Below are 25,566 nucleotides of genomic sequence, written 5' to 3'. Positions count from 1 at the left end.
TCAACCCTCTTTTTTAGTTTCTAGTTCACTTAAGAACTCTTCAATAGAATATTTATCTCTTGTTTTCTCATTCATTAGGTGAATAAAAGCATCTCCTAAATCAATTACTGTCCAATCATCATTTTCATCTACTCTTAAAAACTCTTCACCAGAAGGTTTTAGTTCTTCTTTTAAGTAGTTTAATAAAGCAAAGCCATGTTTAGCATTTAAAGTTGTTGCAATAACAACAAAATCTACAATATAATCTTTATTTAAAAGATTAATAACTTCAACGTTAACAGCTTTTTTATCTTCTAAAACTTTAACAATTCTTTCTTCTCTAGTCAATATGTGTACCTTTTTAGTGCCAAAATTTTTTGACATCATCTTTAATTTTATTTGGAACAAAATTTAAGTCCAAATTCTCTCTTAATCTTGTAGAACTTATGTTTATATCTACATTTAAAGTTAATATATTATCATAAATATCATTACAAAACCCATTTCTTGTAACAACAACCAATTCTACCTCTTTTAAAATCTCACTATAACGGTGCCAGGTGTTGATTTTTGCATAATTATCTGCACCAATTATAAAATAAGTTTTTTCTGGCTTATAATACTCTTTAAAATATTTTATTGATTCAATTGAATAAACAGGTCTATTTTGATTTATTTCATAATCACTAATTAAAACTTTTTCTTGATTTTCAAAGTTTTTGCTTAATAAAAATAGTCTTTCATTTGGACTTAGATGTGATTTTATTTTGTGAGGATTTAAAAATGTTGGAACTAAAATCAAAAGGTCTAAATTTAAATTTTTTAATGCCTCATTTACTATTGTTTCATGGGCAATATGAATGGGATCAAAACTGCCACCAAAAATTGCAATTTGCACTTAATATAATCCTTTATATTATACTTAAATTATATTATAGCAACTTTTAGATAAAATGCCTAAAATATATATAAAAACAAGAGGGACAAAATGGCTATAAAAGTTGCTATAAATGGTTTTGGAAGAATTGGTAGATGTGTTGCTAGAATTATTGAACAAAGAGATGATGTAGAATTAGTTGCTATTAATGATACCGCTTCTGTTGAAATGCTAGAGTATATCACAAAGTATGACACTGTACATGGCACTTTTAACAAAGAAGTAAAAGTAGAAAATGGTTTCTTAAAAATGGGAAAAATCAATGCTAAACTTTATTCAACTAGAGATGCTAAAGAGTTAACTTTTACTAAAGATTGTGGAGCAGATGTTATTTTAGAGTGTACAGGAGCATATTTAACACAAGAAAAATGTCAAGTACATATTGATAATGGTGCAAAAAAAGTAGTTATGTCTGCACCTGCGAAAGATGATACTCCAACTTTTGTATTAGGAGTTAATGAATCAGAATACAAAGGTCAAACAATAGTTTCAAACGCTTCTTGTACAACAAATTGTTTAGGACCAATTGCAAAAATTATTGATGATGCTTATGGTATTGAAAAAGGTTTAATGACTACAATTCACTCATACACAAATGACCAAAATATCTTAGATGTAAAACATAAATCAGATAAAAGAAGAGCAAGAGCAGGTGCTCAAAATATGATTCCTACTTCAACAGGTGCTGCAAAAGCTATGAAACTTATCATGCCACAACTTGATGGAAAATTACATGGTCAAAGTGTAAGAGTTCCAACACCAAATGTATCTATGGTTGATGTAAATTTTATAATTAATAAAACTACAACAAAAGAAGAAATTAACGCTTTATTTGAAACTAAATCAAAAGAACTTGCTGGAATAGTTGCAGTGGATAACGATATGATGGTTTCAAGTGATTTAGTAGGAAATACAAACTCTACAATCATAGCTTCAGATTTAACACAAGTAATTGGTGGAAATATGATAAAAGTTATGAGCTGGTATGATAATGAGTGGGGATACTCTTCAAGATTAATTGATATGGCTGTTTACGTAGCTAAGAACTAAGGATATAAATGAAACTACAAGAGATTAAGAATATTGATATAAGTGGGAAGAAAGTATTTATTAGATGTGATTTTAATGTTCCTATGGATGAAGATAATAATATAACTGATGATAGAAGAATTAGAAGTGCTCTTAATACAATTAGATATTGTATAGACCATGATTGTTCAATTATTTTAGCATCTCATTTTGGAAGACCCAAAGAAGCGTTTGAAGAAAAATATTCATTAAAACCTGTTGCAAAAAGATTACATACTCTTTTAAAACAAGAGATTAAAATGGCTAAAAATGTTGCACAGGATGATACTCTTGAAATGGCTAAAAATTTACAAACTGGTGAAATCTTACTTTTAGAAAATTTAAGATTTAATCCAGGTGAAACTAAAAATGATGAAGAATTTTCATCAAGATTAGCATCTATGGCAGATGTTTATATAAATGATGCTTTTGGAGTTTCACATAGAGCTCATGCTTCAGTTGAAGGTATTACAAAACATTTTGATATGCAACATAAAGCTGCAGGATTTTTACTTGCAAAAGAGATTAAATTTTTTCACCATATAGTACATAATCCAAAAAGACCATTTGTATCAATTGTAGGTGGTTCAAAAGTTTCTGGAAAATTAGAAGCTTTACATAATCTTGTACCAAAGGTAGATAAAATACTTATTGGTGGAGGAATGGCATTTACATTCTTAAAAGCTTTAGGTTTAGAAGTTGGAAAATCTTTGGTAGAAGAGGATTTGATTCCTGAAGCTACAAAAATCATGGAAGAAGCAAAAGAGTTAGGTGTAAAATTATATTTACCTGTTGATGTAGTTGCAGCAGAGGCTTTTGACGCAGAAGCTATTGCTAAACTTGTAACAGTTCAAGAGATTCCTAAAAATTGGATGGGATTAGATATTGGACCTGCAACTGCACAACTTTTTAAATTGGCACTAAATGACGCAAATACAATTTTATGGAATGGACCAATGGGGGTTTATGAAATGGATAAATTTGCAAAAGGAAGTACAAGAGTTTCCCATGCCGTTGCACAATCATTTGCTACAACTGTTGTAGGTGGTGGAGATACTGCTGATTTAGTTAGAATTACTGGTGATGAAGATGAGATGACATTTATCTCAACAGGTGGTGGAGCATCTTTAGAATTAATTGAAGGAAAAATACTTCCAGGTGTAAAAGCTTTAGTATTAGAGGACTAATTGTGATTATTGCCTCAAATTTTAAAACAAACCATACGAGAGCTAGTACAAAAGAGTTTATCTCTTTTGTAAATGAGTATTTAAATAATGAAAAAGATGTTGAAGTAATGGTTTTCCCTACTGCTACATCTTTAGATAACTATAAAATAAACTCAAATCTAACAATAGGTGCACAAAATGCTTATTGTGTAAATTCTGGTTCGTTTACTGGTGAAATTGGAACTCAACAACTTGATGAGTTTGGGATAAAAACTATTCTTATAGGTCACAGTGAAAGAAGACATATTTTAGGTGAATCACAAGAAAGCATTGCTAAAAAATATGCTTTTTATAAAGAATTGGGTTATAAAATAGTTTATTGTATTGGTGAACCTTTAGAAGTAAAAGAGCAAGGATTAGAAGCTACATTAGAGTATATTTATGAACAATTTGTAGGTATTGATACAAGTTATGAAAATCTTGTTTTAGCATATGAACCAGTTTGGGCTATTGGAACTGGAGTTACTGCAACAAATGAAGATATAAAATCAGTTCATAGTGCAATAAAAAGTAAAATTAATAAGCCCTTACTTTACGGTGGAAGTGTAAAAGTAGATAATGCAGCACAAATTTGTTCACTTGATGGAGTTGATGGAGCATTAATTGGGACAGCTTCTTGGATAAAAGAGGATTTTGTTCAAATTCTAAAAAATATTAAAGGATTATAAGATGGTAATGAATGGTAAAAAAGGTGTAATTTTAGGTGTTGCAAATAATAAATCTATTGCTTATGGTATCGCAAAAGCATGTGCTGCTCAAGGTGCAAAGATAGCTTTTACTTATTTAAATGATTCTTTGAAAAAAAGAGTTGAACCAATAGCTGCTGAATTTGATAGTGTTGATTTAGTTTATCCATGTGATGTTTCAAATCCTGAAGAAATCAAAGCTTTAAAAGTATCTTTAGAGAAAGATTTAGGTCAAATTGATTTTATCGTTCATTCTATTGCTTTTGCACCAAAAGAGGGACTATCTGGAAGATTTTATGATATTTCTAAAGAGGCATTTGATGTAGCTATGGATATCTCTGTTTATTCATTGATTGAAATTACAAGAGAGTTAAAACCATTATTAAGTGAAAACTCTTCTATTTTAACTCTTTCGTATTATGGTGGAGTAAAATATATTCCAAATTATAATCTTATGGGTATTGCTAAAGCTGCTTTAGAGATGACAACAAAATATCTTGCTGAAGATTTAGGAAAAGATGGAATTAGAGTAAATGCAATTAGTGCAGGTCCAATTAAAACACTTGCTGCTGCAGGTATTAGCGATTTTAGATTTATGCTTAAATGGAATGAAGCTCACTCGCCTCTTAAAAAGAATGTAACTATTGAAGAAGTTGGAAATTCTGGTATGTATTTATTATCTGATTTAAGTAGTGCAGTAACTGGTGAAATTCATTATGTGGATTCAGGATTTAATATTATGGGAATGCCAGCAGTTGAGTTCAATGAAGAGGGACGTCCAACAATAGCATGGAACGGAACTGATAAGTAGTCATAAAGCGTAAGCTTTTGGCGAATTTCTGCGTTGGAAAGAAAATCTTAGACACTCACTTACTAATGTAAGCTCCTGCCTATGATTTTCTTTCCGCCTTGAACTTCACTCAAAATCTCACACTTTCTAACTACTTATTTTGGGTATTAAAAATTTTAATTTTAAATTTTAGGAATTTAAATTTAAGATTTTAGAAAACATAGGAAAGAAATGAATATTAATTTTAAAGAATTAGCGAATAAATATCAAACACCATATTATGTATATGATTTTGATCATATTACAAAACAGTATGAAGAGTTAAAAAATGCCTTTAAAGCAAGAAAATCTTTGGTTGCATATGCAGTAAAAGCAAACTCAAATTTATCTGTTATTAAACATTTAGCCGACCTTGGAGCAGGTGCTGACTGTGTATCTATTGGTGAAGTAAAACGTGCATTAAAAGTGGGAATAGCACCTTATAAGATTATTTTTTCAGGTGTTGGAAAGATTGATGATGAGATAAGGGAAGCACTGACTTTAGATATTTTGATGATAAATGTAGAATCAGATGCTGAATTACAAAGAGTAGAAACTATTGCAAAAGAGTTAGGTAAAATTGCTAGAATTTCAATAAGAGTAAATCCAAACATTGACCCTCAAACACATCCATATATTTCTACTGGATTACATGAAAATAAATTTGGGGTTGATATAGATACTGCAAAAAGAATGTATATCCAATGTAAAAACTCTGATAATCTTGACCCTGTTGGGATGCATTGTCATATTGGTTCTCAATTAACTCAATTAGAGCCAATAAAAGAGTCAGTAAAAATTGTAGCTGATTTAGTTAGAAATCTAAAAGCTATAAAAATTGAACTATCATTTATGGATATCGGTGGTGGTTTAGGTATTGTTTATGATAATGAGAAACTTATAGATACAAATGAATATGCACAATCAGTATTAGAAAATATGTTTGGACTTGATATAACAATAATCTGTGAACCAGGAAGATTTTTAGTAGGAAATAGCGGAACTTTTGTTACAAAAGTTTTATACGAGAAAGTAAATGGAAATAAAAGATTTGTAATTGTTGATGGGGCTATGAATGATTTAATTAGACCAGCTTTATATAACGCATATCATAAAATTGAAGTATTAAATGACAATAAAGAATTTTCTGATTGTAATCTTGTAGGACCTATTTGTGAAAGTGGTGATTTTTTTGCCAAAAATATAGAGTTGCCTAAAACACAACATAATGATTTAGTTGCAATTTATAGTGCTGGTGCTTATGGATTTACAATGAGTTCTAACTACAATACAAGAGGTAGAGTTGCTGAAATAGCAATTGAAAATGGTCAAGATAGATTGATTAGAAAAAGAGAAGTTTTTGAAGATTTAATTGCACTTGAAGAGGAATTTATAAAATAAATGAGCAGAGCTTATTTCATAGATGTACAAGGTACATTAATCGATGATATTAATAAAGAACCAATAAATGGTGCCATAGAGTTTATTGATACATTAAATGAAAAAAACATACCATATGTGGTAATTACAAACAACACAAAGTTTAAAAGTGAAGACTTTAAAAAGTTTTTAAATGACAAAGGCTTTAATATAAAAAATTATATTGACCCTTTTTATATTTTAAATAGTGTTGCAAATGAGAAAAAAGTAGCAGCTTTTGGTTCACAAGAGTTTATTGATACTATGATTGAACTAGGATACGAAATAGATTTTGAAAATCCAAAGGGATTAATTGTATCTATAAAAAAAGAATACACCAATGAAGATTATGCTTCAATGATAGAAATTGCATTAAAAGTTAATAGCATAATTGGTATGCATGATACTTCAATTTATGCAAAAGATGGTAGAAGATATCCTGGTGTTGGTGCTATAATGAACATGGTAAAATTTGCTACAAATAAGGATTATAAAGTTGTTGGTAAACCTTCACTTGGTTTTTTTGAAAGTGCAAAAGATATTATTAATGTAGATTTTAAAGATATAATGATAATTTCAGATGATATGATTGGTGATTTGATTGGAGCTCAAAAACTTGGCATGAATTCGTGTTTAGTTCTAAGTGGCAAAATTAAAAGTAAAGAAGAGATACTATCTACTTTAAATGATAATGAAAAACCAAATTTCATATGTAAAGATATGGGTGAAGTTTTGAATCTTTTAAACAAAGGTGAAATATGAGTGAAGCTGGATTACAAGAGTTAAGAGATAAGTTAGATGCCATAGATAATGAGCTTCTAAAACTTATAAATGATAGAATGGATTTAGTTCACCAAGTTGGAGCTGTAAAAGCAAAAAGTGGTGGGGCAATTTATAGACCTGAGAGAGAAAAAGCTATTATTGATAGACTCGATAGTCTGAATAAAGGTAAACTTAATCGTGCCGCTATTGAAGCACTTTTTTTAGAAATATTTGCCATTAGTAGAAATCTTGAACTACCAGAGAATATAGCCTACCTTGGTCCTGAAGGAAGTTTTACTCACCAAGCAGCAGAGGCTAGATTTGGTGCTATGAGTTCTTATATTTCAATAGGTTCAATCAAAGGTGTATTTAGAGAAGTTAGTACACAAAAAGCAAAATTTGGAGTTATTCCTATTGAAAACTCTTCAAATGGAATTGTATCAGATACTATAAATTGTTTAAGTACTTATGATTTAAAAATTATTGCTGAAGTTATTTTAAATATACATCATACTTTTGCAAGTACTTGTGATAAAGTAAAAGATATAAAAAAGATATATTCAAAAGATATTGCTTTTGAACAATGTAGTAAATTTTTAGAAAATTTTGGACTTGATGAAATAGAACATATTCCAGTAGAATCTACAACAAAAGCAGCAAAATTGGCTTTAGAAGAGCCTTATAGTGCAGCAATTTGTTCTCATGTTGGAGCTAAAATCTATAATCTTCCAATAATGTTTGAAAATATTGAAGACAAAGACAATAATAAAACTAGATTTTTTATTGTAAGTGATTTTGAAAATGCTCAAAGTGGAAATGATAAAACTTCTATTTTAGCAAAACTACCAAATACACCTGGTGCCTTGGTTGAATTTTTAACTGATTTTGATAAGGCTAAAATAAATTTAACTAAGATAAAATCTCATATTGTAGAGGGAGATTCTATTTTCTTTATTGATTTTAGTGGTCATAGAGATGATGATAATGTTAAAGAGATATTTAAAAAGCATAATGAATCTATTAAATTCTTAGGTTCATATGTTAAAGAGATTGATGATATTTAATTTTTAGGAAAATTGATGAAATTTAATGATGTTTTAGAAAATGTAACAACTTATGAAGCTGGAAAACCAATTGAATTAGTTGTAAGAGAATATGGGGTTGATCCAAAGGACGTTGTAAAACTAGCTTCAAATGAAAATCCTTATGGAACAAGTCCTAAGGTAACCGCTAAGATTCAAGAGTTAGCAAAAAATATGTTTATTTATCCAGATGATTCAATGTATGAATTAAAAGAGGCTTTGGCAAATAAGTTTGAAGTGGAATCTTCAAATGTGATTATAGGCTCTGGAAGTGACCAGATTTTGGAGTTTTGTGTACATGCAAAATGTGAAAAAGACTCTAAAATACTTATGGCAAAAACTACATTTGCTATGTATGAAATCTATGGTAAACAAACTGGTTCTCAAATCATAAAAACAGAGTCTCACACTCATAATTTGGCTGAATTTTCTGCTTTATACAAAGAGCATGGTGCAGATGTAATATTTTTATGTATACCAAATAATCCATTAGGTGAATGTGTAGATAAAGATGAAGTTTATAAATTTTTGGAAGAAGTAGATAAAAATACTTTAGTTGTAGTTGATGGTGCTTATCAAGAGTACGCAGCATTTAAAGATGAAAAGAAAAAAATAGTACCTAAAGATTTAATTACTAAGTTCCCAAATGCTATTTATCTTGGAACATTTTCAAAAGCTTATGCCTTAGGTGGAATGAGAGTTGGATATGGTATAGGAAATTCTGATATTATAAAAACTCTTTATAAATTAAGAGCTCCATTTAATATCACAACTTTAACTTTAGCTGCTGCAATTGAAGCACTAAAAGATGAAGAGTTTGTAACTGCTTGTATTGCAAAAAACTTTGAAGAGATGAAAAGATATGAAGAGTATGTTGATGCCAAAGGTTTTGAATATATTCCTTCATATACAAACTTTATTACTATTTTATTTGGGGATAAATTTGTATCAAAAGAGGTTGCTCAAAAACTTTTAGAAGTGGGAATTATAGTGCGAGATTTGACAGGATATGGTCAAAATGCTATAAGAATAACTATAGGTACAAATGAACAAAATACAAAAGTATTTAAAATGTTGGATGAAGTGTTAGAGAAATTAAAGTAGATTAAGAAGAGATATGAAAATAAAAAACAAATCGCCAAAAGAGTTAAAAGAAGTAAGTCAAAGAATTAGAGATAGAATAATAGATGTTGTATCTAGAAAAGGTGGGCACTTTTCTTCAACTTTAGGGGCTGTTGAACTTACTGTTGGTATGCATTATGTTTTTGATTCAGATAAAGATCCTTTTATTTTTGATGTATCTCATCAATGCTATCCACACAAACTTTTAACTGGACGTTGGGAAGAGTTTGAAACTATTAGACAGTTCAATGGTTTAAGTGGATTTACAAAACCAAAAGAGAGTGATGCAGATTACTTTGTAGCAGGACATAGTTCTACTTCTTTATCACTTGCTGTTGGTGCAGCAAAAGCTATCAAACTTAAAAAAGAGGATAGAGTGCCAGTTGTTATGATAGGTGATGGCTCTATGACTGCTGGGATGGTTTATGAAGCTTTAAACGAAATAGGAGATTTAAAACTTCCTATGGTAATCATCTTAAATGATAACGAGATGTCAATAGCTAAACCAATAGGTGCCATATCAAAATATCTTTCAAAACTTCTTGCTGGAAAATATTATCAAGGGTTTAAAACAAAAGTTGATACTTTTATTAAAAAAAATATGCCAGAAGGTACAACATACATAGCAAAAAGAATGGAAGAAGCTATGAAGTTAATCACTCCAGGAATCCTGTTTGAAGAGATGGGTGTTGATTATATTGGACCTATTGATGGACATGATTTAGAAGAGGTAATTGAAACTTTACAAATAGCAAAAGCTATGAAAAAGCCAGTTATAGTTCATGCTAGAACAGTAAAAGGAAAAGGTTATAAAATAGCAGAAGGACAACATGAACATTGGCATGGAGTGGGGCCATTTAATGTTGAAGATGGAGAGTTCGTAAAAAAAGAGGCTCCAAAATCAGCAACTGCTGTTTTTGCTGATGCTCTTACTGAATTAGCTTTAAAGCATGAAAATGTAGTAGGTGTTACAGCTGCTATGCCAAGTGGTACAGGAATAGATAAACTTATGGATAAGTTTCCTGATAGATTTTGGGATGTTGCTATTGCAGAACAGCATGCAGTAACTTCTATGGCTGCTATGGCAAAAGAGGGTTTTAAACCTTTTATTACTATTTATTCTACCTTTTTACAAAGGGGATTTGACCAAATTATCCATGATGTTTGTTTGATGAATCTACCAGTTGTATTTGCCATAGATAGAGCAGGAATAGTTGGAAATGATGGAGAGACTCACCAAGGAGCTTTTGATATTTCATTTTTAAGATTTATTCCCAATATGATTTTATTTGCTCCAAGATGTGATGAAACACTAAAACTTGGACTTGAATTTGCTTATAATTTAAAAAGTCCAAGTGCAATAAGATATCCAAGAGGTGCCTTCAAAGAAGTATGTGCACCAGCTTCGCCTTTTGTATTAGGTAAAGCAGAACTTCTAAAAGAGGGAACTTCAAATAAACTATTTATCGCCTATGGTGCAGCTGTTGGAAGAGCCTGTGAAACAGAAAAATTGCATAACGAAGATATCGCAATCTTAGATTTAAGATTTGTAAAACCATTGGATAAAAAAACTTTAAAAGAGTTAGCAAAAAAATATGATGATTGGTATATTTTCTCAGACTCACAAAAACAAGGTGGAGTAGGAAGTACCATCTTAGAGTTTTTAAATGAAGAGAAAGTTTGTGTGAACTTGACGAGTTTTGAGTATGGGGATGATTTTATAGTGCATGGGGATACGAAAGAAGTAGAAGAGTCGTTAGGCTTACTACCTGCTCAACTAGCTGATAGAGTAAAATAAAAACTCCATCTTTTTCACGGACTCTGCGTTGAAGGAGTTTTTTTATTCAGTCACTTACTACTTGTAAGCTCTTTCACAAAAAAACTCCTTCGCCTTGATTTCGTAAAAAATATGAAGTTTTTTGTATAATTAACTTTTATTAAATATCTTTAATATAAGGGTTCTATATGGTTGCTGAATTTTTGACCAGTACTTTACTTAGTGGGATTATTTATGATTTATTAAAAAAGGGTGTAACTGATTCTTATGAATTAGCAAAAAAATCTTTAAATAACTATTCTTCATCCGAACAAGATATTATGTACTTAAAACTTATTTTAGAAAAAGATTTACTAGGTAAAGAAGAACTTTCAAAAGAATCTATTTTAGAAATCTTGAATAATAATGATGATATAACTTTTTTACTTAAGAAAGTTAAAAATATTAATATAGAACATGTTGATAAAATAATTATAAATTCTAAAGAAAGAGACATTGAAAAAGTAGAATTTGAGAATAACTATCCACTTTCAACAGGAATAGGTGGGATATACATATTTATAGGTGTATTATTAACTTTTTATTTTACTTTCCGTATTCATCTTAGTTTATTTATAATTATACCGTTTACTCTTCTATTAGTTTGGATATTTCTATCACCATATGTTTCCATTTATGTAACTGTATATAATGATAAATTAATTTTTTTTGGTAATACAATATATTATAAAGATATTAGTAGTTGTGAAAAAAAATCAGATAATATTTTGGTATTAAAATTATATAATACAGGAGAGCAAGTAATTAAAGAGATACGCTTATCAGAACCAGAAGATTTGGAGTTTATTAAACATTGGATAACAAATTATTCAAAATAATTTTTAACTTTTAATGGGAGATTAAAAAAGGAATTGATTTATTTTAATCCAAAAACACCTTCAATTTTTCTACACAAAGTCCCATCGCCGTACTCTCATATCCAATTACTTCTTTAATATATGGTTTACAAAATCCTTCTACCATGATTGCTCCTGCTTTTCCCATCCATTCATTTGAGTCTAGATAGTTTTGCATATCTTTTTCATCAAACTTTTCAAAAATATACGTTGTGATGGATATATCTATTAGTTCTAGGGTTTTGCTTTTGTATTTCATACAGCTTATTACTGAAGTTTGGTTTCCCCTTTGTAGTTCTAACATTCTTTTGGCGTCGTTTTTATCTTTTGCTTTTCGTAGAAGTAAGTTATTAGCTGTTACTACTGAATCTGATACTAAAAGGGGATATTCTTCTACTCCGTATTTTTTGTATAGTTCATCAAACTTTCCTAAGGTTGCTTGGTAGGCGAAACTTTTTGGGTCTGTGGTATGGATTGTGTCTTCATCAAAATCTCCTCCACTTTGGATAAATTTTATATTATGTGCTTCAAGTATCTTAGCTCTTGTGGGTGATTTTGAACCTAATCTTATCAATAAATTTCCTTTTTAATTCAATTATGCTATTTTACACAAAAAAATCAAAAGTTTAATTTATGAAATATTATATTTATTTAGTTTTAGCCGTACTTTTTTGGTCTGGGAATTTTGTATTGGGTAGATATGTATCTGCTGATATCTCTGCAATGGAATTATCATTTTTTAGATGGTTTTTTGTTTTATTAATTTTATTACCATATATTATTTTAAATAGCAAAAGATTAATCTATATTTTTAAACAAAAACCTTTTTTATATATTTTGTTTGGGGTTTTAGGAGTTAGTGCTTATAACACCTTTATCTATTTTGGACTTGATTATATAACAGCAACAAACGCTTTACTGATAAATTCATCAACTCCAATTTTTATTATCATATTGTCTGCATTTATATTAAATACAAGAATTACAAAGTTGCAGATGTTTGGTGTATTGTTATCGACTATTGGAGTTATCTATTTGATTATAAAAGGTGATTTACAAACCCTTTTAAATCTAGAGTTTACAAGATATGATTTATGGGTGATTTTAGCTTGTATCTCTTGGGCTTTATATTCAATATTTTTAAGATTTAAGCCAATAGAAGTTAAGCCTTTACAATTTTTATCTATTATTGTTTTTATTGGAGTGGTAGTTTTAGGACTTGTTACCATATTGTTTGATTTTAAATTTGAGTTAGAATTTTTAAATGATAATACACTATTGTATTCTTTAGTTTATATGGCAATTTTTCCATCGATTGTATCTTTTTATTTTTGGAATCTAGCAACTGTAGAAGTTGGAGCAAATAAGGCTGGACAATTCGCTCACCTTATGCCAGTATTTGGCTCTATTTTGGCATTTGTATTTTTAAAAGAGTCTTTAGAGTTTTATCATCTTATTGGAATAATTTTTATTGCTTTAGGTATATATTTATCTATTTTTTTAAAAAGAGTAAAAGTTGATAAATAGTATTTCTGGAGGATTAATATTTTTATCATTTTTATTTACAAATTTCTCATACTTTTTTAATGATAAACTTTTAGTTTTAGCAGGTATTTTTGCTTGGATTTCTTTTTTCTTTCTTTTTATTACATTGCCTAAAAAAAAGATAATCATACCTCTTTTAATATTGAGTTTTTGTAATTTTTTATTTTCATATATAAATGGTTTTGAAATAGATTTTATAAAAGCAATTATAGTAAATCAATATCTTTTAGCACTATTGATAGGGGTTTCTCTATTAAAGCTTATTACAACACCAAAGTTTGAAAAAAATGCCCAAAGAGAATCTGGTAGAAGTTCATTTTTTAAAACATATTTAGGAATACATCTTTTTGGTTCAGTGATAAACTTATCATCACTTGTATTAGTTGCAGATAAGATGTATAAAAAAGCACCGCTTACAAATCTACAGTTAGTAGTACTCACAAGAGCTTTTTCTTCTGATGCTTATTGGTCACCTTTTTTTGTATCCTTTGCTGTTGCACTTACTTATTTACCTGATTTTGATAAGGCTACAATTTTTTTCAATGGTATTTCTTTAGCAATTATTGCTTTTATCATTACATATTTTGAAGTTAAAAAGAAATTTGATATGGAAAATTTTAAAGGTTATCCAATATCTTTAGAAACTTTATATATCCCAGTTATATTGGCATTGATGGTATTATTTAGTAAATATTATGACGAAAATCTAAAAGTTATTGTTTTAATAAGCTCTTATTCTTTAATTTTGACTTTTATAATTTTATGTATAAAAGAGAAGTTTAGAAAAGTATTTTATCTTTTAAAAGAGCATATAGTAAGTGATTTACCCAATATGAAGATGGAAATATCATTGTTTATTGTTGCTGGTATGTTTGGGGTATCAGTTAGTTCTATACTTACAGGATATAATGTGATTTTTCCTCTAAGCGAATTTACATATATTGAAGCTTCTTTAGTTTTATTGGGTTTTATATTTTTATCTTTTGTTGGAATACACCCTATAATTACCATAGCAGTAATTAGTGATTTTCTTATTCAGTTCAATCATACATTATTGGCTGTTACATTTTTAATGGCTTGGGCAACTACTGTTTCAACTTCTCCCTTTAGTGGATTAAGTTTGACAATCCAAGCAAGATATAATATAAATGCAAAGCAGATATTTGTATTAAATATTCCTTATGCAATAAAAATGTATCTTGTATGTGTTTTAATACTTTATATTTTAGATAATTTTATTGTATGATGAAAATATCATAAAAATTTCATATGAAAAATTTATACTTATAACAAGGAATAACATTGAAAACATCAAATACTATTTTTAAATTGTATTATATTGACTCCTTTATTCAATTTAAATTTGCTAGAGTTATTCCTTATATTGGAGCAAATTCTTGAGTCTATTTTTTATTATATTATTAAAAGTATTTCCTATTTATATTAATGTTGTTTTGGGTTACTTATCATCTAAGTTTTTAAATGTTAAAAGGGAATCAATAGCTACATTATTGATTTATATTTTAGGACCTATTGTTGTATTTTCTGCAACATTAAGTGTAAAAATTGATTTTGCAGTTGCTTTTTTACCTATATTTTTATTTATATTTTGTTCTATAATAGCTTTTGGAACTTTAGCTTTATTCAAAAATACTTGGTCTGATCCAACGGGAAACATCTTAGCTTTTTCAGCAGGAACAGGTAATACTGGATATTTTGGTATCCCTCTTGCAATTATATTTTTTCCTCCTTCTTTGGCAGATATTTATATTTTTACAGTTTTAGCTTCACTTTTATATGAGAGTACATCAGGATTTTATGTTACTGCAAAGGGTAATTTTACTGTTAAAGAGTCTTTAAAGAAGATGTCAAGATTACCAATTCTTTATGCTTTTATTTTTGGAATTATATTAAATATTGCTGGATTTGAAATACCTGATGTAATAAGTTCATATACAGCACAATTCAAAGGTGCTTATGGGATTTTAGGTATGATGATGTTGGGTATGGGACTAATAGGTCTTAAAAATAGTGAAGGTAATTTCGATGTTAAATTTATCTCTATTGCATATTTTATGAAGTTTATTTTTTGGCCATTGGCAATATTAGGATTTATATTTTTAGATAAAACATTTTTTACATTTTTAAATGATGATTTGTATAAGGTTTTATTTTTATTTGCTATAGTTCCCCTTGCTGGAAATACTGTAACTTTGGCAGTATTACTAAATGCAAAACCAGAAAAAGCAAGTTTAGCTGTATTTTTAAGTACTGTGGTTTCTGTTATTACTATACCGCTTTATATCTTTTTATATGGAGGATTTTAGTTAGAAGCTAAAACTCTTCTTGCTTTCCAGTAATGAGCTTTCCAATAGGGATTTGAAAGATTTGATATCATAACTCCATTTGATGTTGATACGTGCATAAAATCTCCATCTTTTAGATAAATCCCCACATGTCTTGAGCCTTTTTTATTAATAATAAAAAATACTAAATCCCCCATACTTAAATCTTTTTTTTGGATAGCTTGTCCACTTTTTGATTGAAAGTATGTAGTTCTTGGAACATTTTCACGTAAGCTTTTTCTAAAAGCATCATAAACAAAAAAAGAACAATCAATACCATTTCTATTTTCACCACCATATTTATAGCTAACTCCTTCCCATTGTTTGTAGTGAGAAAGCAAAGCATCAGAGATATTTATGTTTTTATAGATTTTATTACTTTTATATGATGATAGTGGTTTTGTAGGCGTATAAGGGTTTTTTGTAGAACAACCTGTAAGTAAAAATATAAAAATGATAAAAAAAATAGTTGTTTTCATGATACTTCCTAAAAGGTTTTTTTAATATATCAAAAAAAACATAAAGAGTAAAGAGGACTAAAATCCTCTTAGTGTTACTCCTAGAAAAATTGCAATAAAACCTAAGATAATATTTGTAGGAATAAAGATTTTTGCTATTGGTTCCAATGTAGCTTTTGCAAGGGGAAATTCACCATTGTCAAAATATTTTTGTGCTTTGTTTCTTTTTGTATAAATATAAATAAAGATTAAAGTCATAATAGTCCAAATAATCTCTTTTATTAAAGCAAATTTGTATAAGGGAGTTGCTTTTAATTCAAGTCCTAAAATCATCATTATTGCAGTAAGTAATAAAATCAAAATAGCTGGAATAACAAGATTAAAAAATCTTTGTAAATTTTCCAATGTTCTTGCTAATTTAATTTTAGGCTCTTCTATATTTTGCATAGAGTAATGAATAGCAAATCTAATTGCTATCATTCCTCCTACCCATAAAACAGCAGAGATTACATGTAAAAATATGATAATGTTAGGTATTGATAAAAATAACTCTTTCATTATATTTTATAATTTCTCTTTTGCATAAGATAAAGCTTTTGCTTTTGCTTCATCTATTTTTGATACATCTTTTCCACCAGCTTGTGCGAAGTCAGGTCTTCCACCTCCACCTCCACCTACGATTGGAGCAATCTCTTTTATCCAATTACCAGCTTTAATATTTGTATTTTTACTTCCAGCTACTAACATAACTTTGTCATCTTTTGCTTGAATTAAAAGTATTGCTACTTTTTCATTTCCATTTTTAACATCATCAACTATTTTTTTAATGTCTCCATTTTTAACAATGTCAACGATTACTTTTGTATCTCCAATCATCTCTTCACTTAATGGAGCAGATGTTACACTTTGAGCTTCATTTAACTCTTGTTTTAATGTTTTTATTTGATCTTTTAATTTTCTAATTCCAGAAATTACATCAGAGCTTTTTATCTCATTTTCTATTTCATTCATTTTAGAAATAATAGAGTTCGTATATTTAATTGCAGCAGTTCCACAAACTGCTTCTATTCTTCTAACACCTGCACTAACTCCTGATTCTTTTACGATATAAAAGCTTCCAATATCTAGTGCATTATTTACGTGTGTTCCTCCACAAAACTCTACAGATACATCTCCAAAATTTACAACTCTAACCATATCACCATATTTTTCACCAAACATAGCAATAGCACCTTTTTGTTTAGCCTCTTCAATTGGTAGCTCTTCAACACTTCCTTTTAAAGCTCTTGTAATCATAGAGTTAACTAAATCTTGTACTTCTTCTATTTGTTCAGTTGTCATAGCTTTTGGATATGTAAAGTCAAATCTTAATCTTGAAGCATCGTTTAATGAACCAGCTTGAGAAACAGTATCCCCTAAAACCATTTTAAGTGCACTTTGTAAAAGATGAGTGGCACTATGATGTTTTGCAATTTCATATCTGTTTACTACAACAGCAGTTACATTTTCACCTTTTTTTAAATTAGAGGCTGCTACTTTTACTTTTGAAAGATTAATTCCATGGAATTTTGAAGTCTCTTCAATAATAGCGATATGTTCATTATCTTCTAATGCACCAATATCTCCGCTTTGACCACCACTTGTTGCGTAAAATGGAGTTTTATCAAGCATTATCCAACCAGTTTGACCTTTTTCTAATGAGTCAATTTCATTAAAGTTTTCATCAAGAAGTGTAACAATCTTACTTTCATATGAAATATGGTCATAACCAACAAACTCATTTACACCATATTTTTCAAGTAATACTTTAAAGTCACCTTCACTAGCTTCATCTCCACTACCTTTCCAAGCAGCTTTAGCTTTAGCTTTTTGGGCATTCATTAGTTCATCAAATTTATTTATATCAACTCTTAAATTCTTATCTCTTAACATATCTTCTGTTAAGTCCAAAGGAAATCCATAAGTATCATAAAGTTTAAATGCAACTTCTCCAGAAAATAGTTTTTGAGTATTTTCTAACTCTTCATTAAATAGGGTCATTCCAGAAGCAATAGTTTTGAAAAATCTCTCTTCTTCTAAAGTTAATTGCTCTTTTATAAATGAAGCTTGCTCTTTAAGTTCAACATAATGTCCACCCATGATATCGATAAGTACATCAACAAGTTTAGCCATAAATGCTTCTCTAAATCCAAGTAAATATCCATGTCTAACAGCACGTCTTAATATTCTTCTATTAACGTAAGGTCTTCCTTCATTACCAAATAATATACCTTGTGAAAGCATAAATGATACTGCTCTTAAATGGTCTGCTATTACTCTATATGAACCTATAGTCTCTTTTGTTGGTTCTTTTTTTGCTAGTTTTGCAACTTGATTTACTAAAGGTTTAAAGTTAGAAGAATCAAAATTATTTAATACCCCTTCTTTAATAGCAATAACTCTTTCTAATCCCATTCCTGTATCAATTGATGGTTTTGGAAGAGGTGTTCTAATCCCATTATTTTGTTCATATTGCATAAATACTAAGTTCCAAATTTCTAGGAATCTATCACCATCTCCACCTAAATAGTCTTCATCACTTCCAAAATGCTCAACACCTTGGTCATAAAAAATTTCAGAACAAGGACCACATGGACCTGTATCACCCATAGCCCAAAAATTGTCCTTATCTCCAAATCTTTTAATTCGTGAAGGATCAATATGTTTAGTCCAGATATTAAATGCTTCATCATCACTTTCATGTACTGTTACCCATAACTTTTCAATAGGTAAGGCTAAATTAACAGTTATAAATTCCCAAGCATATGCAATTGCATCTTCTTTGAAATAATCACCAAATGAAAAATTTCCTAACATCTCAAAAAGTGTATGATGTCTTGCTGTGTATCCTACATTTTCTAAATCATTATGTTTCCCACCAGCTCTTATACATAACTGACATGATGTTGCAGTTTTGTTTTCAGGAGTTGGAATAGCACCTGTAAATATGTCTTTAAACTGAACCATACCTGCATTTGTAAAAAGCAATGTAGGGTCATCGGGAACTAAAGGCATCGAAGATATAACCTCATGCCCTTTACTTTTAAAAAATTCTAAATACTCTTTTCTGATATCCATATAAATTTCCAATTATAATTTTAAGAACAAATATTCTAGCTAAAATATAATTTATTAAACATTATATGTAAAAAAGTACAAGTTTATTTAAAGTTTAAGTCTGTATAATTTTTTAAATAATACATATAAAGGAAACTTGATGGGTAAGTATATAGAATTAACACAAGACAATTTTGAAGCAACAGTAAAAGAAGGAATCTCAATGGTAGATTTCTGGGCTCCTTGGTGTGGACCTTGTAGAATGTTAGCTCCAGTTATTGATGAGTTAGCAGAAGAGTATGAAGGAAAAGCAAATATTTGTAAAGTAAATACTGATGAAGAACAAGATTTAGCTGTGAAATTTGGAGTTAGATCTATTCCAACTATTGTTTTCTTAAAAGATGGAGAAGTTGTTGATCAAATGATTGGTGCTGCTTCAAAACAAGCTTTCGCTGATAAAATTAATTCTTTATTATAATAAATAAATTAGTTTATCTATTAAAAGGTAGAAGAGTATTTCTTCTACCTTTTTTTATTTCTAAAATTAAAATATCTTTAAACATATAGTTTAGTTAATAATTCATTAAATAGTTTTATTAAGATTTGTGTTTAATTCGATAAATAATATTAAAGGATAAAAATTATCCATTATTAAAAAGATTTGATTAACCTCTTACTTAATATTTTTTAAGTAGCATATTGTTTAATTAAACTTTTTAAATTGTGTAAAAAATCACTTTGATAAAAAATAAATAGAGGAATATATATGTTAGATTTAGCAATTATTGGTGGAGGACCAGCTGGTCTTACTGCTGGATTATACGCAACTCGTGGTGGACTAAAAAATGTAACTATGTTTGAAATGGGTATGCCTGGTGGTCAAATAACTGGAAGTAGTGAAATAGAAAATTATCCAGGTCAAGTTGAAATAGTAAGTGGTATGGATTTAATGGAATCTTGGCCAAAACAAGCTATGAGATTTGGTTTAAAGCATGAGATGAATCAAGTTATGAAAGTAACTAAAAATGGTGACACTTTTGTAGTTGAATTGGCTGATGGAACAAAACAAGAAGCAAAAGCTGTTTTATTAGCAACTGGTTCTGTTCCAAAAAAAGGTGGCTTTAAAGGTGAAAAAGAGTTTTTTGGAAGAGGAGTTTCTACTTGTGCAACTTGTGATGGATTTTTCTATAAAAATAAAGAAGTAGCTGTTATTGGTGGTGGAGATTCTGCTTTAGAAGAAGCAGTTTATTTATCAAAAATTTGTTCTAAAGTTTATTTAGTACACAGACGTGATACCTATAAAGCAGCTCCAAGTACAATAGAACATATGAAGCATTGTGAAAATATTGAAGAAGTTACTAATGTAACTGTTGAAGAAGTTTATGGGGATAATACAGGAGTTTTAGGACTTAAAGTAAAAAGTAAAGAATCTAGTGAAATTAGAGATTTACAAGTTCCTGGTGTATTTACATTTGTTGGAAGAGATGTATTAAGTGATAGCTTAAAACAAGAAGATGGAACATATCTTTGTGATGTTAATGAAGCAACTGAAATAGTTGTTGACCTTAAAATGAGAACAAGTGTACCAGGTCTTTATGCTGCAGGGGATGTAAGAGTCGATGCTGCTAAGCAAGTAGTTTGTGCTGCAGGAGATGGTGCTACAGCTGCTGTAAATATCATAGAATATTTAGGTTAAAAGTTTAGAAAATATATAAAATTATAAAAGGTAGAGTAAAACTCTATCTTTTTTTTTACTTAAATTAAAAAATTAATCCAAACATTTAAAAATGTCACACTAATGCCATATGAAACATATATCATTACATAAATAAACTAATGAAAGGTTTCTTATGAGCAATAATTTAAAAATGGCGATTCCAATTTTAGTCGCGGTTATTGTAGCACTTCTTCCTACACCTGAAGGGCTAGATGTAAATGCACAGTATTTTTTTGCTGTATTTTTAGGAGTAATTGTAGGTTTAATTTTAGAACCAATTCCACCTGCACTTATTGGTTTAGTGGGTGTTGCATTTTCAGCAACATTTGGTTTAGTTGGAGAAAATGCAAAAGCTTCTGCAAAATGGGCATTAAGTGGTTTCTCTAATGGAGTTATTTGGTTGATTTTCGCAGCATTTATGTTTGCTCTTGGTTACAAAAAATCAGGACTTGGTAAAAGGATAGCTCTAATATTAGTTAAAAAACTTGGTAAAACAACACTTGGTCTTGGATATGCAGTAGCTTTTGCTGATGCTGTACTTGCACCTTTTATGCCATCAAATACGGCAAGAAGTGCGGGAACTATTTTCCCTATTGCTATTAATATCCCTCAAATGTTTGATTCAACACCAGAGCATGAGCCAAGAAAAATTGGTTCTTATATCTCTTGGGTTGCTATTGCTGCAACTTGTGTGACAAGTTCTATGTTCTTAACAGCACTTGCACCAAATTTATTAGCAGTATCATTAGTAGAAAAAAATATTGGTGTATCAATTGATTGGGGAACATGGTTTGGAACCTTGGCAATTATTATGATACCTCTATTTTTATTGGTACCATATATTACATATATTGTATATCCACCAGAACAAAAAGTTTCTCCTGAAGCACCAACTTGGGCTGCAAAACAACTTGCTGAAATGGGTTCAATTACTAAAAAAGAGATAATAATGTTATGTTTAGGTCTTTTAGCATTAGTAATGTGGATTTTTGGAAAACAACTTGGAGTAAATAGTACAGTTGCCGCTATTGCAGTTCTTTGTTTACTTGTGTTATTTGATGTAATTAATTGGGATGATGTGGTTTCTAATAAAGGAGCAATCAATGTATTTATTTGGTTCGCAACACTTGTAGCAATGGCATCTGGATTAAAACAAGTTGGATATTTAAAATGGGCATCTGGATTAATTTCTAGTTGGTTAGTTGGAATGGATCCTATAATGATAGGAATTGTACTGTTAGTATTATTCTTCTTGTTCCACTACTTATTTGCAAGTGTTACTGCACATACTGTGGCATTATTACCACTATTTTTAGGAATAGCTACAAATTTAGTGCCAGCAGCGATGTTACAGCCAATTGCTATATTATTAGTAGGTTCATTAGGTTTAATGGGAATTATAACTCCATATGCAACAGGACCATCACCAATTTGGTATGGAGCTGGATATATTTCACAAGCTACATGGTGGAAACTAGGTATTATATTTGGAGCAATCTACTTAGGAGCTTTAGTTGCTCTAGGTTTTGTAATCCTATAAAACAATACTTTAAAGTTATGGTGCCAATTTTTTGGCACCATTTTTTTTAGAAAAATTAATTATAGGTTCTTTTATGAAAAAGTTTTTAATCTTTCTAATCTTTCAAACATTTCTTCTTGCAAATAGCTCAATTTTAATAATAAACTCATATCATAAAGGGTATGAATTTAGTGATAGTATTATAAATGGAATAGAAAAAGTTATATACCCATATTCAAATATTGATGTAAATATTTTATATATGGATTCTAAAAGAGTTACTTCAAAAGAGTACTATGAGAGTTTGAAAAAACTTTATAAAGTACAATTAAAAAATAGAAAATATGATTTAATAGTTGCAGTTGATAGATTTGCGTATGATTTTGTATTGGATATTTATAAAGAGTTTTTTAATAATGAGCCAATTTTAGCAGTTGGAATAGAAAATTTTTCAAAAGAAAAAGCAAAAAAATATGGTGTTGAAAATAAAGTCTCAGCACTTTTGGAAAAAAGAGATTTAGAAGGAAATGTAGACATAATTAGAACTATTTTTCCAAGTATTAGAAAACTATATATCATCAATGACAAAAGTTTAAATGCTTTACATACTGAGCCTTTGATTTTTGATTTAATAAATAATTTTAAAAGCAAGTTTGATTTAGTGTATTTAAAAGAGGATAATTTAGAGCTTTTAAAACAGAGATTTTCTAAAAAAGAAGAGAATAGTGCTGCACTTTTTATAAGATTTTATAAAAATACTAATGGTGAATTAAATAAAAATCAAGAGATAGAAGATTTTATAAAAAATGCAAAAATACCTATATTTGTTACGGATTCTATTTTTATAAGAAAAGGTGCAACTGGAGGTAAAATCATTGATTTAAATAAGTTTGGAAAATTATCTGGAGAGATGGCTTTGGATATTTTAAATAAAAAATCACATAAAATAGTTACTTATACTGACTTAACATATATCTTTGATTCTCAAAAATTAAGTGAGTTTTATCTTCCTGTTGATGGATTATCTATTCCATATGAATTGATTAATAAAAGACCAACATATTATGAAAAACATAGGGGATTTATAAATTTTGTATTTACAATATCTCCTTTTTTACTTTTTTTAATATTAGGCCTTATTCATAATATTTATATGAGAAAACAAGTTGAAAAAGATTTAAGAAGAAGAATAGAGTTTGATGAAACTTTGTTAAATGCAATTGAAAGTCCAATCTTTTGGCAAGATTTTAAAGGTGTGGTTGTAGATTCTAATAAGACATTTTGTAAGTTATTAAAAATAAAGTGTAGTGATTTATATGGAAAAAGACTAGAAGATTTTGAAAAAAATAAAAATGTAAGAAAGATTATTAAAGTAATAAAAAAATATAAAGATAACGAAAATGAAAACTATGAGTTTGATTTTATTGATGATAATTTAAAAAAGAAAACATATCTTTTAAAGCAAGAAAAGTTTAAAGATGAAAAAACAAAATCAGAAGGGTATGTTACAATTTTTACTGATATTACAAAAGAAAAAGAGATAAATCAAGAGAAACAAAAAAATAGACAATTTATTATTCAACAAAGTAAACTAGCAGAAATTGGTGAGGTTTTTTCTTCTATTGCCCATCAATGGAAATCACCACTTGTGGAGATAACTGCAATAGCCCAAGAGCTTTTTTATACAAAAAAATGTGAAGAGATTAAAGAAGATGATAGTTTTGTAAAAGATATTATGAATCAAGTAAACTATATGACAAATACAATAAATGATTTTCAAAAATTTATTATGCCTTCAAATAAAAAAGTTGACTTTGATATAAAAGAAGCTATTGAATCGATGTTAGAGATTGTTCATCATAATATTAAATACAATAGTATAAAAATAAATTTAGATATAAAAGATGGCACAGATTTGATTGTATATGGTTATAAAAATGAGTTTATGCAATCCTTTTTAAATATTATAAATAATGCAAAAGATGCCCTTTTAAATAATGATTATAAAAATAGAAATATAGATATAAATGTATTTAATGATGAGTGTGATTTAGTTATTACCATACACGATAATGCTGGTGGAATAAATGATAAAAGCTTAGATAAAATATTTGGGGCTTATTATACTACTAAAGAGGATGGTCATGGTATTGGTTTATATATGACTAAAGTTATTATAGAAGACAAAATGAATGGTAAAATATTTGTTGAAAATATAGATGATGGTGCCATGTTTACAATAAAATTGGAACAAAACAGATGAAAATATTAGTTTTAGAAGATAATGAAAGACTTTGTAGTGTAATCAAACAAGCATTACAAAGTGAAGGTTATGGGATAGATACTTTCTATGATGGTGATCAAGCTTTAGAGGCTTTAGGAAATGGTTATTCATGTTTTATTTTAGATATAAATGTACCCAATTTAGATGGAATTTCAATTTTAGAATATATTAGAATCAATCATGCAACAACTCCAGTTATAATTATAAGCTCTAATCATGATTTAGAAAAGGTTCAAAAATCTTATGAAAAAGGTTGTGATGATTATTTAAAGAAGCCTTTTTATATCTTAGAACTTGTTCAAAAAGTAAAAAAACTTTGCATTATCCAAAAACAGTATTTACAATTTGATGAAAATTATAAATATGACTTTATAAATCATAAATTATTTGGAGATAATATAGAAATAGAACTGACAAAAAAAGAGATTTTGTTTTTAGAACTATTTTCAAATAATTTACACCATGTAGCTACATATACTGAACTTGAAGAGTATGTTTGGGAAGGTGAAGAGACTAGTTTAGTTAATATTAGATCTATGATAAAAAGATTAAGAAAAAAACTTCCAAATGATGGTATTGTTATTGTAAAAGGTTTAGGTTACTCTTTAAATAAAAACGTAAAATTGTGTTAAAAGCCTTGATAAGGGGTATCAAGGCTTTTTTTAATTTAACTTTTAGATAGGCTATTTGTGTTTTTAATATATTTTCTGTTTTAATGTCCTCCTTATTAGTAGATTTGTTTATTAAATAGTTCTCCACATAGCAGGCCCCGTAGTATGAATAGAAGTACCCTCGGTGTCAACAGCAACAGTAACAGGC

General features: G+C 28.8%; 24 protein-coding genes. 18 read left to right on the top strand and 6 right to left on the bottom strand.

The genetic code is table 11. The annotated features are described in order from the left end of the window. Window positions 1-327, bottom strand: a complete 327-nt coding sequence (gene rsfS, locus ACQY5W_RS12085; protein WP_428025227.1) for a ribosome silencing factor — start codon at window positions 325-327, stop codon at window positions 1-3. 13 nt (window positions 328-340) lie between these two features. Continuing rightward, window positions 341-877: a nicotinate (nicotinamide) nucleotide adenylyltransferase gene (nadD, locus tag ACQY5W_RS12080; RefSeq protein ID WP_428025226.1), complete on the bottom strand. Its 537-nt coding sequence runs from the start codon at window positions 875-877 to the stop codon at window positions 341-343. A gap of 90 nt (window positions 878-967) precedes the next feature. Between nadD and gap the strand changes: the two genes are divergently transcribed. The 10 genes from gap (at window position 968) to ACQY5W_RS12030 (ending at window position 11,765) form a co-directional block, all read left to right on the top strand. Then, a complete protein-coding gene (gap, locus tag ACQY5W_RS12075) occupies window positions 968-1,966 on the top strand; it encodes a type I glyceraldehyde-3-phosphate dehydrogenase (protein ID WP_428025225.1) in 999 nt (332 codons plus the stop codon). An 8-nt stretch (window positions 1,967-1,974) separates the two neighbouring features. Beyond that, complete coding sequence (locus ACQY5W_RS12070) at window positions 1,975-3,171, top strand: phosphoglycerate kinase (protein ID WP_428025224.1); 1,197 nt, start codon at window positions 1,975-1,977, stop codon at window positions 3,169-3,171. Next, window positions 3,171-3,878 carry a triose-phosphate isomerase gene (locus ACQY5W_RS12065; protein WP_428025243.1) on the top strand — a complete coding sequence of 236 codons (708 nt, stop codon included), beginning with the start codon at window positions 3,171-3,173 and terminating at the stop codon, window positions 3,876-3,878. The genes ACQY5W_RS12070 and ACQY5W_RS12065 overlap by 1 nt, the downstream gene beginning before the upstream one ends. Before the next feature lies 1 nt (window position 3,879). After that, window positions 3,880-4,707, top strand: a complete 828-nt coding sequence (gene fabI, locus ACQY5W_RS12060) for an enoyl-ACP reductase FabI (protein WP_428025223.1) — start codon at window positions 3,880-3,882, stop codon at window positions 4,705-4,707. Between the two features lie 210 nt (window positions 4,708-4,917). After that, entirely contained in the window at window positions 4,918-6,126 is a 1,209-nt protein-coding gene (gene lysA, locus ACQY5W_RS12055) for a diaminopimelate decarboxylase (protein WP_428025222.1), read from the top strand. Continuing rightward, on the top strand, window positions 6,127-6,906 hold the full coding sequence (locus ACQY5W_RS12050) for an HAD-IIA family hydrolase (RefSeq protein ID WP_428025221.1): 780 nt from the start codon (window positions 6,127-6,129) through the stop codon (window positions 6,904-6,906). Then, complete coding sequence (gene pheA / locus ACQY5W_RS12045) at window positions 6,903-7,970, top strand: chorismate mutase (RefSeq protein WP_428025220.1); 1,068 nt, start codon at window positions 6,903-6,905, stop codon at window positions 7,968-7,970. The genes ACQY5W_RS12050 and pheA overlap by 4 nt, the downstream gene beginning before the upstream one ends. 15 nt (window positions 7,971-7,985) lie before the next feature. Then, entirely contained in the window at window positions 7,986-9,092 is a 1,107-nt protein-coding gene (gene hisC / locus ACQY5W_RS12040) for a histidinol-phosphate transaminase (RefSeq protein WP_428025219.1), read from the top strand. A 13-nt stretch (window positions 9,093-9,105) separates the two neighbouring features. Then, entirely contained in the window at window positions 9,106-10,908 is a 1,803-nt protein-coding gene (gene dxs / locus ACQY5W_RS12035; RefSeq protein WP_428025218.1) for a 1-deoxy-D-xylulose-5-phosphate synthase, read from the top strand. A 167-nt stretch (window positions 10,909-11,075) separates the two neighbouring features. Continuing rightward, window positions 11,076-11,765: a hypothetical protein gene (locus ACQY5W_RS12030; RefSeq protein WP_428025217.1), complete on the top strand. Its 690-nt coding sequence runs from the start codon at window positions 11,076-11,078 to the stop codon at window positions 11,763-11,765. 43 nt (window positions 11,766-11,808) lie between these two features. On the opposite strand, the gene maf is transcribed toward ACQY5W_RS12030, so the two are convergent. After that, complete coding sequence (maf, locus tag ACQY5W_RS12025) at window positions 11,809-12,357, bottom strand: septum formation inhibitor Maf (protein WP_428025216.1); 549 nt, start codon at window positions 12,355-12,357, stop codon at window positions 11,809-11,811. A 59-nt stretch (window positions 12,358-12,416) separates the two neighbouring features. Here maf and ACQY5W_RS12020 point away from each other — a divergent pair, with 59 nt between their 5' ends. From ACQY5W_RS12020 to ACQY5W_RS12010, 3 genes are all read left to right on the top strand, one after another. Next, window positions 12,417-13,310 carry a DMT family transporter gene (locus tag ACQY5W_RS12020; protein WP_428025215.1) on the top strand — a complete coding sequence of 298 codons (894 nt, stop codon included), beginning with the start codon at window positions 12,417-12,419 and terminating at the stop codon, window positions 13,308-13,310. Next, a complete protein-coding gene (locus tag ACQY5W_RS12015; RefSeq protein ID WP_428025214.1) occupies window positions 13,300-14,574 on the top strand; it encodes a tellurium resistance protein TerC in 1,275 nt (424 codons plus the stop codon). Before ACQY5W_RS12020 ends, ACQY5W_RS12015 begins: the two co-directional genes overlap by 11 nt. A gap of 151 nt (window positions 14,575-14,725) precedes the next feature. Further along, window positions 14,726-15,655: an AEC family transporter gene (locus tag ACQY5W_RS12010; RefSeq protein WP_428025213.1), complete on the top strand. Its 930-nt coding sequence runs from the start codon at window positions 14,726-14,728 to the stop codon at window positions 15,653-15,655. On the opposite strand, the gene ACQY5W_RS12005 is transcribed toward ACQY5W_RS12010, so the two are convergent. Genes ACQY5W_RS12005 through alaS form a run of 3 tightly spaced genes read right to left on the bottom strand, consistent with a single transcriptional unit; the run spans window position 15,652 to window position 19,248 of the window. After that, window positions 15,652-16,152, bottom strand: a complete 501-nt coding sequence (locus ACQY5W_RS12005) for an NlpC/P60 family protein (RefSeq protein WP_428025212.1) — start codon at window positions 16,150-16,152, stop codon at window positions 15,652-15,654. The two genes, ACQY5W_RS12010 and ACQY5W_RS12005, sit on opposite strands and share 4 nt — an antisense overlap. Before the next feature lie 57 nt (window positions 16,153-16,209). Beyond that, window positions 16,210-16,689, bottom strand: a complete 480-nt coding sequence (locus ACQY5W_RS12000) for a hypothetical protein (protein WP_428025211.1) — start codon at window positions 16,687-16,689, stop codon at window positions 16,210-16,212. A 6-nt stretch (window positions 16,690-16,695) separates the two neighbouring features. Beyond that, window positions 16,696-19,248, bottom strand: a complete 2,553-nt coding sequence (alaS, locus tag ACQY5W_RS11995) for an alanine--tRNA ligase (protein ID WP_428025210.1) — start codon at window positions 19,246-19,248, stop codon at window positions 16,696-16,698. A 139-nt stretch (window positions 19,249-19,387) separates the two neighbouring features. Here alaS and trxA point away from each other — a divergent pair, with 139 nt between their 5' ends. The 5 genes from trxA (at window position 19,388) to ACQY5W_RS11970 (ending at window position 25,379) form a co-directional block, all read left to right on the top strand. Next, window positions 19,388-19,705, top strand: a complete 318-nt coding sequence (gene trxA / locus ACQY5W_RS11990) for a thioredoxin (RefSeq protein ID WP_428025209.1) — start codon at window positions 19,388-19,390, stop codon at window positions 19,703-19,705. Between the two features lie 288 nt (window positions 19,706-19,993). After that, window positions 19,994-20,923, top strand: a complete 930-nt coding sequence (gene trxB / locus ACQY5W_RS11985; RefSeq protein WP_428025208.1) for a thioredoxin-disulfide reductase — start codon at window positions 19,994-19,996, stop codon at window positions 20,921-20,923. Window positions 20,924-21,077: 154 nt separating this feature from the next. Beyond that, the gene (locus ACQY5W_RS11980) at window positions 21,078-22,484 is read left to right on the top strand and encodes a DASS family sodium-coupled anion symporter (RefSeq protein WP_428025207.1); all 1,407 of its coding nucleotides are present in this window, start codon (window positions 21,078-21,080) and stop codon (window positions 22,482-22,484) included. Window positions 22,485-22,557: 73 nt separating this feature from the next. Beyond that, window positions 22,558-24,726: an ABC transporter substrate binding protein gene (locus tag ACQY5W_RS11975; protein ID WP_428025206.1), complete on the top strand. Its 2,169-nt coding sequence runs from the start codon at window positions 22,558-22,560 to the stop codon at window positions 24,724-24,726. Then, window positions 24,723-25,379, top strand: a complete 657-nt coding sequence (locus ACQY5W_RS11970) for a response regulator transcription factor (RefSeq protein WP_428025205.1) — start codon at window positions 24,723-24,725, stop codon at window positions 25,377-25,379. The genes ACQY5W_RS11975 and ACQY5W_RS11970 overlap by 4 nt, the downstream gene beginning before the upstream one ends. The last annotated feature ends 187 nt before the right edge of the window (window positions 25,380-25,566 follow it).

Origin of the sequence: Arcobacter sp., from assembly GCF_050300555.1 — a bacterium.
GTDB lineage: Bacteria > Campylobacterota > Campylobacteria > Campylobacterales > Arcobacteraceae > Arcobacter.
Note: the sequence above shows the minus strand (reverse complement) of the source record. Positions and strands in the feature narration are given on the sequence as shown.

What these genes read in the sequence shown, in the direction of transcription:
- hisC (WP_428025219.1), top strand. Translation starts at nt 7,986, where the DNA reads ATGAAATTTAATGATGTTTTAGAAAATGTAACAACTTATGAAGCTGGA.
- ACQY5W_RS11975 (WP_428025206.1), top strand. Translation starts at nt 22,558, where the DNA reads ATGAAAAAGTTTTTAATCTTTCTAATCTTTCAAACATTTCTTCTTGCA.
- ACQY5W_RS12070 (WP_428025224.1), top strand. Translation starts at nt 1,975, where the DNA reads ATGAAACTACAAGAGATTAAGAATATTGATATAAGTGGGAAGAAAGTA.
- lysA (WP_428025222.1), top strand. Translation starts at nt 4,918, where the DNA reads ATGAATATTAATTTTAAAGAATTAGCGAATAAATATCAAACACCATAT.
- ACQY5W_RS12020 (WP_428025215.1), top strand. Translation starts at nt 12,417, where the DNA reads ATGAAATATTATATTTATTTAGTTTTAGCCGTACTTTTTTGGTCTGGG.
- fabI (WP_428025223.1), top strand. Translation starts at nt 3,880, where the DNA reads ATGGTAATGAATGGTAAAAAAGGTGTAATTTTAGGTGTTGCAAATAAT.
- gap (WP_428025225.1), top strand. Translation starts at nt 968, where the DNA reads ATGGCTATAAAAGTTGCTATAAATGGTTTTGGAAGAATTGGTAGATGT.
- ACQY5W_RS11970 (WP_428025205.1), top strand. Translation starts at nt 24,723, where the DNA reads ATGAAAATATTAGTTTTAGAAGATAATGAAAGACTTTGTAGTGTAATC.
- dxs (WP_428025218.1), top strand. Translation starts at nt 9,106, where the DNA reads ATGAAAATAAAAAACAAATCGCCAAAAGAGTTAAAAGAAGTAAGTCAA.
- ACQY5W_RS12005 (WP_428025212.1), bottom strand. Translation starts at nt 16,152, where the DNA reads ATGAAAACAACTATTTTTTTTATCATTTTTATATTTTTACTTACAGGT.
- pheA (WP_428025220.1), top strand. Translation starts at nt 6,903, where the DNA reads ATGAGTGAAGCTGGATTACAAGAGTTAAGAGATAAGTTAGATGCCATA.
- alaS (WP_428025210.1), bottom strand. Translation starts at nt 19,248, where the DNA reads ATGGATATCAGAAAAGAGTATTTAGAATTTTTTAAAAGTAAAGGGCAT.
- ACQY5W_RS11980 (WP_428025207.1), top strand. Translation starts at nt 21,078, where the DNA reads ATGAGCAATAATTTAAAAATGGCGATTCCAATTTTAGTCGCGGTTATT.
- trxA (WP_428025209.1), top strand. Translation starts at nt 19,388, where the DNA reads ATGGGTAAGTATATAGAATTAACACAAGACAATTTTGAAGCAACAGTA.
- ACQY5W_RS12000 (WP_428025211.1), bottom strand. Translation starts at nt 16,689, where the DNA reads ATGAAAGAGTTATTTTTATCAATACCTAACATTATCATATTTTTACAT.
- trxB (WP_428025208.1), top strand. Translation starts at nt 19,994, where the DNA reads ATGTTAGATTTAGCAATTATTGGTGGAGGACCAGCTGGTCTTACTGCT.
- ACQY5W_RS12050 (WP_428025221.1), top strand. Translation starts at nt 6,127, where the DNA reads ATGAGCAGAGCTTATTTCATAGATGTACAAGGTACATTAATCGATGAT.
- ACQY5W_RS12030 (WP_428025217.1), top strand. Translation starts at nt 11,076, where the DNA reads ATGGTTGCTGAATTTTTGACCAGTACTTTACTTAGTGGGATTATTTAT.